Annotated in this window: 12 protein-coding genes; 6 read left to right on the forward strand and 6 right to left on the reverse strand. The window is 71.8% G+C overall.

Annotation, left to right across the window (positions count from 1 at the left end):
* The first annotated feature begins 10 nt into the window (after window positions 1-10).
* Entirely contained in the window at window positions 11-1,078 is a 1,068-nt protein-coding gene (locus D3P35_RS06295) for a tartrate dehydrogenase (protein ID WP_118133623.1), read from the forward strand.
* Window positions 1,079-1,117: 39 nt separating this feature from the next.
* Here D3P35_RS06295 and D3P35_RS06300 read toward each other — a convergent pair whose 3' ends face one another.
* Window positions 1,118-2,044 (reverse strand): formate/nitrite transporter family protein, encoded by a 927-nt coding sequence (locus tag D3P35_RS06300; protein ID WP_118133625.1) that lies wholly within the window; start codon window positions 2,042-2,044, stop codon window positions 1,118-1,120.
* Between the two features lie 237 nt (window positions 2,045-2,281).
* On the opposite strand from D3P35_RS06300, the gene D3P35_RS06305 reads away from it, so the two are divergent.
* Both D3P35_RS06305 and D3P35_RS06310 read left to right on the forward strand, forming a co-directional pair.
* Window positions 2,282-2,794: a superoxide dismutase family protein gene (locus D3P35_RS06305; protein WP_118133627.1), complete on the forward strand. Its 513-nt coding sequence runs from the start codon at window positions 2,282-2,284 to the stop codon at window positions 2,792-2,794.
* Between the two features lie 165 nt (window positions 2,795-2,959).
* A complete protein-coding gene (locus D3P35_RS06310) occupies window positions 2,960-4,087 on the forward strand; it encodes a GGDEF domain-containing protein (protein ID WP_157982050.1) in 1,128 nt (375 codons plus the stop codon).
* A gap of 37 nt (window positions 4,088-4,124) precedes the next feature.
* On the opposite strand, the gene D3P35_RS06315 is transcribed toward D3P35_RS06310, so the two are convergent.
* Both D3P35_RS06315 and D3P35_RS06320 read right to left on the reverse strand, forming a co-directional pair.
* Complete coding sequence (locus D3P35_RS06315) at window positions 4,125-6,092, reverse strand: MacB family efflux pump subunit (protein ID WP_118133630.1); 1,968 nt, start codon at window positions 6,090-6,092, stop codon at window positions 4,125-4,127.
* 3 nt (window positions 6,093-6,095) lie between these two features.
* On the reverse strand, window positions 6,096-7,328 hold the full coding sequence (locus D3P35_RS06320; RefSeq protein WP_118133632.1) for an efflux RND transporter periplasmic adaptor subunit: 1,233 nt from the start codon (window positions 7,326-7,328) through the stop codon (window positions 6,096-6,098).
* A 349-nt stretch (window positions 7,329-7,677) separates the two neighbouring features.
* Between D3P35_RS06320 and D3P35_RS06325 the strand changes: the two genes are divergently transcribed.
* Window positions 7,678-8,343: an exopolysaccharide biosynthesis protein gene (locus D3P35_RS06325; protein ID WP_157982051.1), complete on the forward strand. Its 666-nt coding sequence runs from the start codon at window positions 7,678-7,680 to the stop codon at window positions 8,341-8,343.
* A 63-nt stretch (window positions 8,344-8,406) separates the two neighbouring features.
* On the opposite strand, the gene D3P35_RS06330 is transcribed toward D3P35_RS06325, so the two are convergent.
* The 3 genes from D3P35_RS06330 to D3P35_RS06340 form a co-directional block, all read right to left on the reverse strand.
* Window positions 8,407-9,948 (reverse strand): tripartite tricarboxylate transporter permease, encoded by a 1,542-nt coding sequence (locus tag D3P35_RS06330; RefSeq protein WP_118133635.1) that lies wholly within the window; start codon window positions 9,946-9,948, stop codon window positions 8,407-8,409.
* A gap of 13 nt (window positions 9,949-9,961) precedes the next feature.
* Window positions 9,962-10,393: a tripartite tricarboxylate transporter TctB family protein gene (locus tag D3P35_RS06335; RefSeq protein ID WP_118133637.1), complete on the reverse strand. Its 432-nt coding sequence runs from the start codon at window positions 10,391-10,393 to the stop codon at window positions 9,962-9,964.
* A 73-nt stretch (window positions 10,394-10,466) separates the two neighbouring features.
* Window positions 10,467-11,456, reverse strand: a complete 990-nt coding sequence (locus tag D3P35_RS06340; RefSeq protein WP_118133639.1) for a tripartite tricarboxylate transporter substrate binding protein — start codon at window positions 11,454-11,456, stop codon at window positions 10,467-10,469.
* A 205-nt stretch (window positions 11,457-11,661) separates the two neighbouring features.
* Here D3P35_RS06340 and D3P35_RS06345 point away from each other — a divergent pair, with 205 nt between their 5' ends.
* Both D3P35_RS06345 and D3P35_RS06350 read left to right on the forward strand, forming a co-directional pair.
* A complete protein-coding gene (locus D3P35_RS06345; RefSeq protein WP_118133641.1) occupies window positions 11,662-12,333 on the forward strand; it encodes a response regulator transcription factor in 672 nt (223 codons plus the stop codon).
* A complete protein-coding gene (locus tag D3P35_RS06350; RefSeq protein WP_198670488.1) occupies window positions 12,326-13,747 on the forward strand; it encodes a sensor histidine kinase in 1,422 nt (473 codons plus the stop codon). Before D3P35_RS06345 ends, D3P35_RS06350 begins: the two co-directional genes overlap by 8 nt.
* Window positions 13,748-13,757 lie beyond the last annotated feature (10 nt).

Raw genomic sequence — 13,757 nt, forward strand, 5'->3', positions numbered from 1 at the left:
AGAGGCAGTGATGAAGAGCTACGAGATTTCGGTGATCCCCGGTGACGGCATCGGCAACGAGGTGATGCCCGAGGGCATCCGGGTGCTGGAGGCGGCGGCGAAACGCTTCGGCTTCGAGCTCCGCCAGACCTGGCACGAGTTCGCCTCCTGCGCGTATTACGCGAAGCACGGCCGGATGATGCCGGAGGACTGGAAGGACCGGCTCTCGGGCACCGACGCGATCTTCTTCGGCGCCGTCGGCTGGCCGGACACCGTGCCCGACCATGTCTCGCTCTGGGGCTCGCTGCTGCAGTTCCGCCGCGAGTACGACCAGTACATCAACCTGCGCCCGGTGCGGCTGATGGAGGGCGTGCCCTCGCCGCTCGCGGGGCGCAAGGCCGGCGACATCGACTTCTGGGTGGTGCGCGAGAACACCGAGGGCGAATACACCTCGCTCGGCGGGCGCATGTACCCCGGCACCGAGCGCGAGATCGTCATCCAGGAAACGGTGATGAGCCGGCACGGCATCGACCGGGTGCTGAAATACGCCTTCGAGCTGGCGATGACCCGGCCGCGCCGCCGCCTCACCTCGGCCACCAAGTCGAACGGCATCTCCATCTCGATGCCCTACTGGGACGAGCGGGTGGAGGAGATGGCGAAGGCCTACCCGGACATCACCTGGGACAAGTACCACATCGACATCCTCACCGCGAATTTCGTGCTCCACCCGGACCGGTTCGACGTGGTGGTGGCCTCGAACCTCTTCGGCGACATCCTGTCGGACCTCGGGCCGGCCTGCACCGGCACCATCGGCATTGCACCCTCGGGCAACATCAACCCCGAGGGCCGCTTTCCCTCGCTCTTCGAGCCGGTGCACGGCTCGGCGCCCGACATCGCCGGGCAGGGCATCGCGAACCCGGTGGGACAGATCTGGTCGGCGGCGATGATGCTCGAGCATCTCGGAGAGCCGGAAGCCGCCGCCGCCATCATGGAAGCGGTGGCCGAGGCGCTCAGAACCCCCGCCACCCGCACCCGCGACCTGGGCGGCTCCGCCTCCACCGAGGCCTGCGGCAAGGCGATCGCGGAGATGCTGGCCTGACGGCCGGCAGCGCCCCCGGGGCCCCGGGGGCGCGCGCCTTCAGTCTTCCAGCTCGTGGTGCACCTGTCCGTAGGCGAGCAGGGTGAACAGCGCCGTGCCGCCGAGAATGTTGCCCACAAGCGTGGGCAGCAGGAAGGCGAACACCGAGTGGCCGATCGAGACCGTGCCCTGCAGGATGAGCACGCTCGCCTCCACCGAGCCGGCGATGACATGGGCGAATTCGCCCAGCCCGATCAGGTAGGTGATCAGCACGATCACCAGCGTGCGGGAGTTTTCCGCGCTTGGCAGGATCCACACCACGGAGGCGATGAGCCAGCCGGCCGCCACGCCGCGTATCACCAGTTCCAGCGGCCCGGGCGAGAGCGCCTCCTCCGACAGGCCGGTGAGCGCGGTCATCATCTCCTCGCTCAGCACGCCCGTGCACACGAGGAAGGCGGCAAACAGCATCGCCCCCACGATGTTGGCCACGAAGACCGTGCTCCACAGCCGCAGCATCTTGGCGAAGGCCCGGCGGGTGGGGTTGGCGCAGATCGGCAGCACCGCGGCGATGGTGTTCTCGGTGAAGAGCTGCTGGCGCGCCATGATCACGATGAGAAAGCCCACCGCGTAGCCGAAATTGTCGATGAGCGGCCGCCAGTCGGTGTCGGGCAGGTGCGAGCGCAGCAGCGCCTCGCTGAGCGGCGAGAAGCCGATGCTCAGCCCCGCCGCCACGCCCGACCACCACAGCGAGGTGAGGGGGCGGTCCATCTCGTCCTCGCCGTCGCGGCGGATGATCTCGTAGACGATGGGGGCGCGCAGCCGCGAGCGGTCGCGCACCTCTTCCTCCTCGCGGCCGTCGCGCACGCGGGCCTCGCCGCGTGCCGCGCCCTGGCGGCCGGGCAGATGGCCGGTCAGATCCGGGGGGGTCCCGTGCGGCGTGGCGCCGGAGCGGGCGGGGTGGTCTTCGGGGGTCGTGTTGTCGGACATGCGAGCACAAACGCCCCCCCGCCCGAAAGGTTGCATGCCGCCGGCGGGAATTCCGGTGGGCGGAAATGTCCGTTCCGTGCCGAACGTGATCGCCGCATCGCTTGCCCCGGGAGCCGGCCGGGGTATCTGCTGCACTGGGCCACCCCCCGCGCGGCACCTGCCGGGCAGGGGGTGGGGCCGCGGCCTCCGTGCCGGAGCGGTCCGCCCCCTCACGCCGACCCTGAAAGGAGACCAGTGATGAAGACCAAAGCAATGACCCTGCTCGCCGCCGGCGCGTTCGCCGGCCTTTGCGCGCTGCCCGCCGCGGCGGCCGACGCGACGGCCAGCTTCGTGAATGCCGAGGGCGGGGAGGCCGGCTCGGCCGAACTGACCGCCACCGGCTCCGGCGTGCTCATCGAGGCCGAGATCACCGGCCTGCCGGCAGAAAGCTGGGTGGCCTTCCACATCCACGAGAACGGCGCCTGCGATGCCGCCGACGGCTTCAAGTCCGCCGGCGGACATTTCAACCCCACCGGCGCCGAGCACGGCTACCTCTCCGAGGGGGGCCCGCACGCCGGCGACATGCCCAACCAGTACGTGGGTGCCGACGGCGTGCTGCGCACCCAGGTGCTCAACCCCGCCGTGACGCTGGGCGAGGGCGAGGCGGACATCGCCGGCCTTGCCATCGTCATCCATGACGGCACGGACGACTACAGTTCCCAGCCCTCGGGCGATGCCGGCAGCCGCATCGCCTGCGCGGTGATCGAGTAAGCCTCCGCGCCCCGGCCCGCCGCCTTCGCGCCGCGGGCCGGGGCCGCCACCGGCCCTGCCGCGCCGGGCGTGACGGCAAGGGAAAAGGCGGGGTGGCAAATGCCTGCGGGGGTGTTAAGCGTTACCCGGAAGAAAATCCTTTCGGAATCGGGCCCGGCGTTAGTGATGATGAGCACCCTCCACAGGATAGGCAGTCTTCTGCCCTTCCTGTTTCATCCTGTCACCATGGCGATTAAGGGCGCGCTCATAGCGCTCCTGGCCACAATGGCCATCGCATGGAACATCGGCATCGGAAACTGGACGGAGGAAACCCGTCGGCTGTCCGCCATCGGCACGTTCTACGAGCGCTTCGGCGCCGGCGAACTGCCGGATGCCGACGCCCGTGACCGCACCTCGATCATGCTGTCGCCCGACCTCTCGCTCACCATCGACACGCTGATCTTCCCGGAGGGGGCGGATGCCGGCGCCTGCCGGGCGCGCATGGCCGGCTTCATGACGGGCGTCGCGTCGCTGGGCAGCACCGACGCGGGCGCCGCCGCCATCGACCGGCTGTGCACCGAGCGGCGCTATGCGCTGCTGCGCACCGAGGAGGGCGGGCCGCTGGTGTCGCTGCTGCCGCTCGTCTCCGCGCAGGGCGCGCTCGCGGGCGCTCAGGTGAATGTCATCGCGGCCCGGCCCCGGCCCACCCTGCTGAGCGTGCTGGCCGAGCCGCGGGTGATGGCGCCGATCCTGGTCGCGACGGCCCTCGCCGCGGTGCTCGGCGGTCTGCTGGGCCGGGCGATGAAGGGCCATGTCGAGCGGCTCGGACAGCGCGCCAGCGTCGACGGGCTGACCGGGGCGCTGCGGCGCGAGGCCTTCTTCGTGCTCGGAGAGCGGGCGATGCGCCGGGCGCGGCGCAAGGACGCCGCCGTGGCGGTGCTGGTCGTCGACCTCGACCGGCTCAAGCTGATCAACGACACCCGCGGCCACGCCGGCGGCGACGCGGCCCTGGCGATCACCGCCACCGCCCTGCGCTCGGCTCTGCGCTCGGGCGACCTCCTGGGCCGGCTGGGCGGCGACGAGTTCGCGGCGCTGCTGCCCGGCGTCACCGGGGCCGCGGCCGAGGCGGTGGCGGAGCGCGCCCGCCTCGCGGTGGAGGAAAGCAACGCGGCGGCCGATTTCGGTGGCATCCGCCTCTCGGTCAGCGTCGGGCTGGTCAACGGCGCGGGCGGCGAGAGCCTGCGCGAGATGGTCGACCGCGCCGACCTGCGCCTCTACGAGGCCAAGCGCAGGCGCAACGCGGTGGCGAGCTGACCCGGCTTCCGCCAGGGGGCCGGCCGGCCCCGCGGCGCTAGTTGCGCGACAGGGCGGCCACGGGGTCGAGCCGCGAGGCGTTGCGCGCCGGCAGGTAGCCGAAGGCGATGCCGATCAGGCTGGAGGAGACCACCGCCATCACGATCGAGGCTTCCGAGTAGATCAGCGTGAAGCCGGTGCCCGCCATGTCGAACAGCACCCCGAAGCCGAGCGCGAGCCCGATGCCCAGCCCGCCGCCGATCAGGCACACCAGCACCGCCTCGATGAGGAACTGCTGCAGGATGTCGCCCTGCCGGGCCCCCACCGCCATGCGCACCCCGATCTCGCCCACCCGCTCGGAGACCGAGACCAGCATGATGTTCATCACCCCGATGCCCCCCACCAGCAGCGAGATCAGCGCGATCGCCGCGATGAGCAGCGTGAGCGTGTCGGTGGTGGCGGTGATGGTGGCGCGGATGTCGTCGGTGTTGAGGATGAAGAAGTCCTTCGTGCCGTGCCGCTGGGTGAGCAGGGCGGTGACAGACTGGGCGGCGAGGTCGGGCGAGGTGTCGTCGGCCACGCGCAGGGTGATCGAGCGCAGGGTGGAATCGCCGGTGAAGCGGGTCTGCACCGTGGTGTAGGGCAGGTAGACCGAGAGGTTGTTCGAGGCGCCGAAGCCGCCCTGGCTGGCCGAGACCACGCCCACCACCCGCACCGGCGTCGCGCCGAGCAGGATCACCTGGCCGATGGCGCTCTCGCCGGGGGCGGTGAACAGCGTGTCGCGGGTGTTGGTGTCGATCACCGCGTCCTGGCCGCGGGCGGTCACGCTTTCCTGGTCGAAGAGCCGGCCCTCGAGCAGGCCGAGCCCCTTGGCCTCGAAATACTGCGCCCCCACACCGTTGATGAGCGCGCTCGCCTCCGTGGCGCCGAAGCGCGCGGTGCTGGAGGTGGAGACGGTGGGTGTCACCGCGGCGGCATAGGGCTGGGCCTCCAGCGCCGTCGCGTCGCCCACCACCAGCGTGGTGATGCGGCCCGAGCGCAGGTCGCCGAAATCCTTGCCGGGGAAGATCTCCAGCGTGTTGGTGCCCAGGCTGGAGATATTGGCCAGCACCTGCTGCCGCGACCCCGCGCCGAGCGCCACCACGCAGACCACCGAGGCGATGCCGATGATGATGCCCAGCATGGTGAGGAAGGTGCGCAGCCGGTGCGCCTGCATCGACAGCAGCGCCATGCGGAACGCCTCGCGGAACCGGTCGGCCGCCGCGGCCGCGCGGTTGCGCGCCGCCCCGCGCGGGGCAGCCGCCTCCGGCGCGATCTCCGCCTCCCCGGGGGCGCTGCGCTCGACCTTCCGGTCGGAGAGGATCTCGCCGTCGCGGATCTCGATGATGCGCTGCGCGCGCGCAGCCACCGCCATGTCATGGGTGACGACGATCACCGTGCGCCCCTCGCGGTTGAGCTCCTCGAGGATGCGCAGCACCTCCTCGCCGCTCTGGGTGTCGAGCGCGCCGGTGGGCTCGTCCGCGAGGATCACGTTCGCGTCGTTCACCAGCGCCCGGGCGATCGACACGCGCTGCTGCTGCCCGCCGGAGAGCTGGCCCGGCCGGTGGCCGGCGCGCTCCTCCATCCCCAGCCGGGCGAGCAGGGCGGCGGCGCGTTCCTGCCGCTCCTCCGCGCTGCGCCCGGCGTAGATGGCCGGGATCTCCACGTTCCCCAGCGCGGTGAGCTCGGAGAGCAGGTGGTAGCGCTGGAAGATGAAGCCGAAATGCTCGCGCCGCAGCGCGGCCAGCGCGTCGGTCTCCAGCGCGCCCACCTCCCGGCCGGAGACGCGGTAGCTGCCGGCGCTCGGCCGGTCGAGGCAGCCGAGGATGTTCATCAGCGTCGACTTGCCGGAGCCGGATGCGCCGACGATGGCCACCATCTCGCCCTCCGCGATGGTGAGGTCGATGTCCTTGAGCACGGTGAGCGTGCCTTCGCCGGCGGGAAACTCCCGGCGCAGGCCCTCCAGCACGATGAGCGGTTCGGCCATGGCTCAGAGCCCCATCGGCGGGCCGCGGCGGCCCTGCGTGGCGGTGTCGGCGGCGGCGGTGGTGAGCGCGCTGGTCACCACCCGCTCGCCCTCCTCGAGGCCCGAGGTGATCTCGGCGCGGATCTTGTTGTTGAGCCCCACCTCGACCTCGCGGGTCTCGATGGCGCCGCCGGGGCCCTGGACCCGCAGCGTGTAGCCGGAGGCCTGCGAGCCGGAGAGAGCCGAGGAAGGCACCAGCACCGCGTCATCGGCGGCGCCGAGCACGATATGCACCTCCGCGGTCATGTAGGTGCGCAGCCGGCCCTCGGGGTTGGGCACGTCGAAGATGCCGTTGTAGTAGATCGCCGAGGAGCTCGAGCTCGAGGAGGAACTCGTGCTGCTCGAGGAGGTGATGGCACTGTCGGAGGTGATCGACTCGGGCGCCGGTTCGATCGACTGCAGCGTGGCGTCGTAGCGGGTGCCCGGGTCGCCCAGCACGGTGAAATACACCGGCTGGCCGGGATGCACGTTCACGATGTCGGCCTCCGAGATCTCGGCGCGCACGGTCATGGTGTCGAGCTGGCCGAGCACGATGATCGTGGGGGTGGACTGGGCGGCGTTCACCGTCTGGCCCTGCTGGCTGACGACGGCGAGCACGGTGCCGTCCATCGGCGCGGTGATGCGGGTGTAGGCGAGGTTGGCCTGCGCGGTGGACACGCCCACCTCCGCCTCCTCAATCTGCGCGTCGAGCGCATCGATCTGCGCCTCGGTCGTCGCCACATCGGCCTCTGCGGTGTCGAGATCGGCCTGCGAGCCGGTGCGGGCCTGCACCATCTTGCGCTGGCGGGCGAGGGTGGTCTGCGCGAGGCGCAGGGTGGCCTCTGCCTCGGCCTTCTGGGCGCGGACGTTGGCGAGCTGGGCCTGGGCGGTGCGCAGGTCGTTCTCCTGGGTCACCGAGTCGATCTCGGCCACCAGGTCGCCCTCCTTCACCTCGTCGCCCAGGGCGACATCGAGCGCGGTGATCTGCCCGGAGACCTGCGCGCCCACCGCCACCAGCTTCACCGGCTTCAGCGTGCCGCTGGCGAGCACGGTCTGCTCGAGGCTGCCGCGGGTGGCGACGGCGGTCATCACCTGCGGGGCCTCCTCGGTCAACACGGAGGCCCGCACGTACCAGGCGATGCCGGCGCCGAGGGCCAGCACCACGAGAACCGGCAGCAGCCGGATGCGCCGGCGGCGCGGGGTGGGGTGCGCGTTCATGAAAGGGACCTCCTGCGCGCCGCGGCGGGCGGTGCGTAGCTTACGCTGGTCTTGGGCAATTCCGTCTCCTGCGGTCCGGGGGGGTACGCGGGGCCGGAGAGGCCGCCGGACCATTGATGTGGCTCTGCTTCCTAAACGCCGCAACCTCCCGGTTCCGTCGCGCGGGGGCCCCGCACGACCGTGGCGGGGAAAAAGGAAACGGAGCGGTACCGCAATATTGTGCGCGCGCGCGGGAAGTCAATGAAGGGGGGATGCGGCGCCGGCCGGGGCGGGTGTCGTGGCGCCGCACGCCCTTGCGGACGGCAGGCGGGCACCTAGGTCAGGGGGGACCCCGCAACAGGAGACCGCTTTGGAACAGCCTGCCACGGCACGGCCACCGGCACGTGCCCCCGAAACCGAGACCGCGCCGCGCCTGTCGGAGCGGCTCGCCCGGCTTGCCGGCGAGGTCGGGCCGGAAGGCTCGGTGCGCGTGGGCGCCGTGATCGACGGCATGGGGGCCGCCGGGGTCGGGCTGATGCTGGTGGTGCTGGGCATCCCGGCCATGCTCCCCTCGCCGGGCCTGCCGGTGGGCATGCTGTTCGGTGCGGCGATCACGCTGGCCTCGGTGCAGCTGCTCTTCGGCGCCCGGCGGGTCAGCCTGCCGGAATGGCTGCGCCGGCGGGCGCTGCCGCAGGTGATGGTGCGGGCCATGTCGGGGCGGGCGGCGCGGGCGCTGGCCCGGGTGGAGCGGCTGCTGCGGCCGCGGCTGCGCGCGCTCACCGGCCCGGCCGCCCGGCGCCTGCTCTCGCTCGTGCTGCTCGCGATGGGGGTGATGATCCTGCTGCCCATCCCCTTCGGCAACCAGCCGCCCGCGGTGGCGGTCATCGTGATGGGTTTCGGTTTTGCCTTCCGTGACGGCGCGGCCGTGGCGGTGGGGCTGGTGCTGAGCCTGCTCGCGGCGCTCTGGACCGCCCTTGTCGTGGTCTTCGGGGTGGAGGCCGTGGCCTGGGCCTGGTCGGCGGCCGGGCTGGGCTGAAACGCGAAGCGGCGCCCCCGGGGGAGGGGGCGCCGCGGTGTTGCCGGGTCTGCCGTGGCCGGCTCAGTCGGAGGTGGAGCCTCCCGCGTCGCGGCGCATGGCCATGCGCCGGCGCAGCACGCCGCCGAAGATGATCGGCAGCACGAAGCCCACGATGGCGATGGCCCAGAGCACCAGTGCCAGCGGCGAGGACACCAGCACCGACCAGTCGCCGTCGGAGATGGTCATGGCGCGGCGCAGGTTCGCCTCCATGTCGTTGCCCAGCAGGATGCCCAGGATGATCGGCACCAGCGGCACGTCGAGCTTGCGCAGCACCCAGCCCAGCACCCCGAAGATCACCATCACCAGCAGGTCGAAGCTGGAGCCGGAGATGCCGTAGATGCCCACGAAGGACACCATGGCCACGATCGGCATCAGGATGCGCGGCGGGATCAGCAGCACCCGCACGAACATGCCGACCATCGGGATGTTGAGCGCCAGCAGCATGAAGTTGGCGATGAACAGCGCCGCGATCAGGCCCCAGACCACGTCCGGGTTCTGGCTGAACAGCAGCGGCCCGGGGGTGATGTTGAGCGCGAGCAGCATGGCGAGCAGCACCGCCGTGGTGCCCGAGCCCGGCACGCCGAGGGCCAGCATCGGCACCAGCGCGCCGCCGGCGGCGGCGTTGTTGCCCGCCTCCGGGGCGGCCACGCCGCGCGGATCGCCGGTGCCGAAGGTGCCCTTGCGGTCGACCATCTTCTTCTCGAGCGAGTAGGAGATGAACGAGCCCAGCGAGGCGCCCGCGCCCGGCAGCACGCCGGCCACGAAGCCGATCAGCGACGAGCGCAGCATGGTGGGCGTGCAGCGCCCCAGCAGCCCGAGCGGCGGGGTGATGCGCCCGATGCCCACGCCCTTCGCCTTCTTCGCGCCCTCGTCCTCGCCGCGGTGCTCGAGGAAGATGAACACTTCCGACAGCGCGAACAGCCCGACGATGGCGACGAGGAAGTCGATCCCGTCGTAGAGATGCACCTCGCCGAAGGAGAAGCGCGGCACGCCGGTCTGCCCGTCGACACCCACCATGGCGATGCCGAGGCCGAGCGCCGCGGCGAAGGCCGCCTTGGCCTGGTTCTTCGAGGAGATGCCGCCCAGCGTGGCGAAGGCGAGGGTGAAGAGCGCGAAATACTCCGCCGGCCCGAACAGCAGCGCGAGTTTCACCAGCTGCGGCGCGAGGAACACCAGCCCCCAGGTGGCGAAGAAGGCGCCCACGAAGGAGGCGATGCCCGAGAGGGCCAGCGCCTCGCCCGCCCGGCCGGCCTGCGCCATCGGGTAGCCGTCGAGCGTGGTCATCAGCGCCGGTTCGTCGCCGGGGATGTTGAGCAGGATGGAGGAGATGCGCCCGCCGTACATCGCCCCGTAATAGACCGAGGTGAGCAGGATCAGCGCCGGAGTGGCCGGCAGGCCCAGCGTGAAGGCGAGCGGGATGAGGATGGCGACGCCGTTCGAGGGCCCGAGGCCCGGCAGCGCGCCCATGATCGTGCCCAGGAAGCAGCCGATGAGCGCGAGGAACATGTTCTGCCAGGTGAGGGCGACGAGGAAGCCGTCGCCGAGGGAGGCGAGTGTGTCCATGATGTCTGTGTCCTCAGAAGCCGAGCGGGCCGCGGGCCAGCGACAGCCCGAGCACGAGGTGGAAGATCACGTAGATGCCCACCGAGGTGCAGGCGCCCACCACCAGCGACCACGCGGGCGCCGTGCCCAGCCGCCAGGTGAGGAAGGCCGAGGCGAGGGCGGTGGCGATGACGAAGCCCAGCTCGGGCAGCAGCACCGCGTAGGCCACCATCACCGCGACCGAGACCGCGATCTCGAACAGCCGGCCGAGGGCGGGCCATTCCGGCGCCGTGTCGGGCTTGAGGAGGATGACGAGGCTCGCCAGCCCCAGCGCCACGCCGATGATGATGGGGAAGGTCCGCGGGCCCACCGGGTCGGAGATGAAGCTCAGCTCGATGAGGCGGGCCTGCCAGATGAAGAAGACGGCGAGCGCGAGCCCGATGCCGCCGAAGATGCGATCACTCATGATGGGTCTCCCGATGATCCGGTCCGCGAGGGGCCCCGCGGCGGCGCCGGGCGGCGCGCCGCGGGGAGGCGGATTACTTGATCAGGCCGATCTCGCGGGAGATGTCGGTGATCGAGGAGACCGAGTCGGCCACGAATTCCTGGAATTCCGGGCCGCGCAGGTCGAGCGGGGCGAGGCCGCTGTTGGCCATGATCTCCTTCCACTCGTCGGATTCGTAGACCTTGCCGATCGCGTCCACCCAGTAGTCATAGGCCTCGTCCGACATGTCGCCGGGGGCGTAGAAGCCGCGCCAGTTGGCGCCGATCACGTCGATGCCCTGCTCCCTCGCGGTGGGGAAGGAGGCGAAGTCACCCTCCAGCCGCTCGGGCGCCAGCACCGCGATCACCTTGATGTCGCCGGAGTCGACGAAGCCCTTGGCCTCCGATGCGTCGCCCGTGAAGGCCTGCACCGAGCCGGCGAGCAGCTGCGTCACCGCCTCGCCGCCGCCGTTGAAGGCCACGTACTTGATCGAGCGCACGTCGGTGATGCCGGCGGCCTGGGCGGCCATCAGCACCTTGAGGTGGTCCCAGCCGCCCACGGCCGAGCCGCCGGCCACGGCCACCGAGCGCGGGTCGGCCTTCATCTGCTCCATCAGCTCGGGCAGCGTGTTGATCTCGCTGTCCTTCGCCACGGCGATGATGCCGTAATCCGCGCCCACGGAGGCGAGCCAGCGCACCTGGTCCATGGTGTTGCCGGGGTAGGCGCCCTGCGCGAGCCGGGTGGAGGTGGCCGAGGAGGCGGCCACGATCAGGTTCGGGTCATCGCCGCGCTTGGTGACCACCGAGGAGAAGGCCACGCCGCCGCCGCCGCCGGCGATGTTGGTGACCTGCACCGTGCCGGGCACGAGGCCGAGGTCCTGCATGGCCTTGCCCACCTGGCGGCAGGTGAAGTCCCAGCCGCCGCCGGGGTTTGCCGGGGCGATGCACTCGGGCGTGGACGGCTCGAAGGCGAGGGTGGGGGCCGCGGCGGAGCACAGCACCGCGAAGGCGGCCAGGCTGCGGCGGATGAGAGGCGAGGTGAACATCGAGATCCTCCGTTTGTATTCTCGTTTGTTGTCTCGTTCTGCCCGGGGCGCCATCGCGTGGCACACGGGGGCCGGGACCCGAGCGCCTAACGTGTAAAGCTTTCGCGAACCTTTCAGCGCCGCGCGGCGATGCCTTCACCCCGCCCGCGCGCTGGTCTATGGTCGGCGCCCCGCCAGCCCGCCTGTTCCGGTGCGGAGGAGCCCGATGCGCGTTCTGCTTCTCGAAGACACGAGTGACGTGGCCGAGGCCATCGTGGCCAGCCTCGCGCGACGTGGTGCGGCGGTGGACCATGCCGACACGCTGGCAAGGGCGCGCGACGCGCTGGCGGTGCAGGATTACGACGTGGCGATCCTCGACATAAACCTCCCCGACGGATCGGGCACCGAGCTGCTGCGCGAGATGCGCGGCGCGCGCAACGCGACCCCCGTGCTGATGCTCACCGCCCGCATCGAGGTGGAGGACCGCATCGCCGCCCTCGACACCGGGGCGGACGACTACCTGGTCAAGCCGTTCGACCTGCGCGAGCTCGAGGCGAGGGTGCGCGCCCTCGCCCGCCGCGCCACGCCGGACCGGGGCGGCGAGATCGCCTTCGGCGACCTTGCCTTCGACCCCGCGGGCCGCACGCTCAGCGTGTCGGGCCGGCCGGTGGCGCTCACCCGCCGCGAGCTGAGCCTGTTCGAGGTGCTGATCGCGAACCGCGGCCGGGTGATGTCGAAGGAGCGCATCTTCGAGCGCATGTTCCCCTTCGACGAGGAGGAGGTCGGCCTCACCGCCATCGAGATCTACGTCGCCCGGGTGCGGCGCAAGATCGAGGGCAGCCGTGTCTCCATCCGCACCCTGCGCGGGCTCGGCTACCAGCTCGTCGCCGATGAGTGAGGCCGCCGCCCCCCCGAAGCTGCGGCCCCGGGTGGCCTCCATCGGCACCCGCCTCGCGCTCGCCGTGGCGCTCATCCTCTCGGGCGGCGGCGTGGTGGTGACCTTCGCCGCCCTCGCCTACGGGCGGGACGCGGCGCACGAGGCGTTCGACCGGCTGCTGGTGGGCGCGGCAAACCAGATCGCCGGCGCCATCCGCATCCAGGGCGGCGAGGTGATCGTCGACATCCCGGTCTCGGCCTTCGAGCTGATGGCCCTCGCCCCGGAGGACCGAGTGGCCTGGCGCGTGGTGGGGCCCGGCGGCGTCACCCTCACCGGCTACGACGAGGTGGGCCGCCCGGCCCGGGCCACCGCCGACACGGTGTTCTACAACGGCGAGTTCCGCGGCGAGCGGGCGCGCTACGTCTCCGTGCGCCGCCGCTTCGCCGAGCGCGCCTTCTCCGGCACGGTCGACGTGATCGTGGGCCACACCATGCGCGCGCGGGACGCGCTGGCCTGGGACATCACCAGCAAGGCGCTGCTGGTGCTGGGCCTTGCCGGGGTGCTGATGGTGGGGCTCGCGGTGTTTGCCATCCGCTCCGCCCTCGCCCCCCTGCGCCGCATCGAGGCCGCCCTCTCCTGGCGCGACCCGCACGACCTCACGCCGCTGGAGGTCGACCTGCCGCGCGAGACGGCGATCATCGTCACCGCGATCAACCGCTTCATGGCGCGGCTGAACGACCAGATGCAGGGCCAGCGCCGGCTCATCGCCGATGCCTCGCACCAGCTGCGCACCCCGGTGGCCGCCCTGCGCGCGCAGGCCGAGCTCGCCGCCGAGGAGGAGGACCCCGCGCGCCTGCGCGCCATCCTCGCCCGCATCCGCGACCGGGCGGTGGGCCTGTCGCGCCTCACCAGCCAGCTGCTGAACCACGCGCTCATCATCCACCGCGCCGAGGCCGAGCCCGCCGGGCTCATCGACCTGCGCACCGTCGCCATCCGCACCGCGGAGGAGAGCGACCACGAGCTGTTCTCCTCCGGCGCCGACCTGGCACTCGATGTGCCCGAGGATCCGGTCTGGGTGCGGGGCGATGCGCTCTCGCTCACCGAGGCCTGCAAGAACCTGGTGAACAACGCCTTCCGCCACGGCAGCCCGCCGGTGGTGCTGCGCGTGGCGGCGGCGCAGGGCGGGCGGGTGCGCATCGGCGTGCGCGACCGCGGCGCCGGCCCGCCGGAAGACCACTGGCGCGACGCCGGCGCCCGCTTCTCCCGCACCGCGGGGGTGACACCGGACGGCGCGGGCCTCGGCCTCGCCATCGTCCACGCGGTGGCGAAGGCGCATTCCGGCCGGCTGGTGTTCGAGGCCGGCGCCCGCGGCGGCTTCGAGGCCGGGCTCGACCTTCCCGCCGCCGCCGGCCCGGCGGGGGAGGCCGAGCCATGAGCGCCCCCCG

Source organism: Oceanicella sp. SM1341, assembly GCF_003448965.1.
Taxonomy (GTDB): domain Bacteria; phylum Pseudomonadota; class Alphaproteobacteria; order Rhodobacterales; family Rhodobacteraceae; genus Paroceanicella.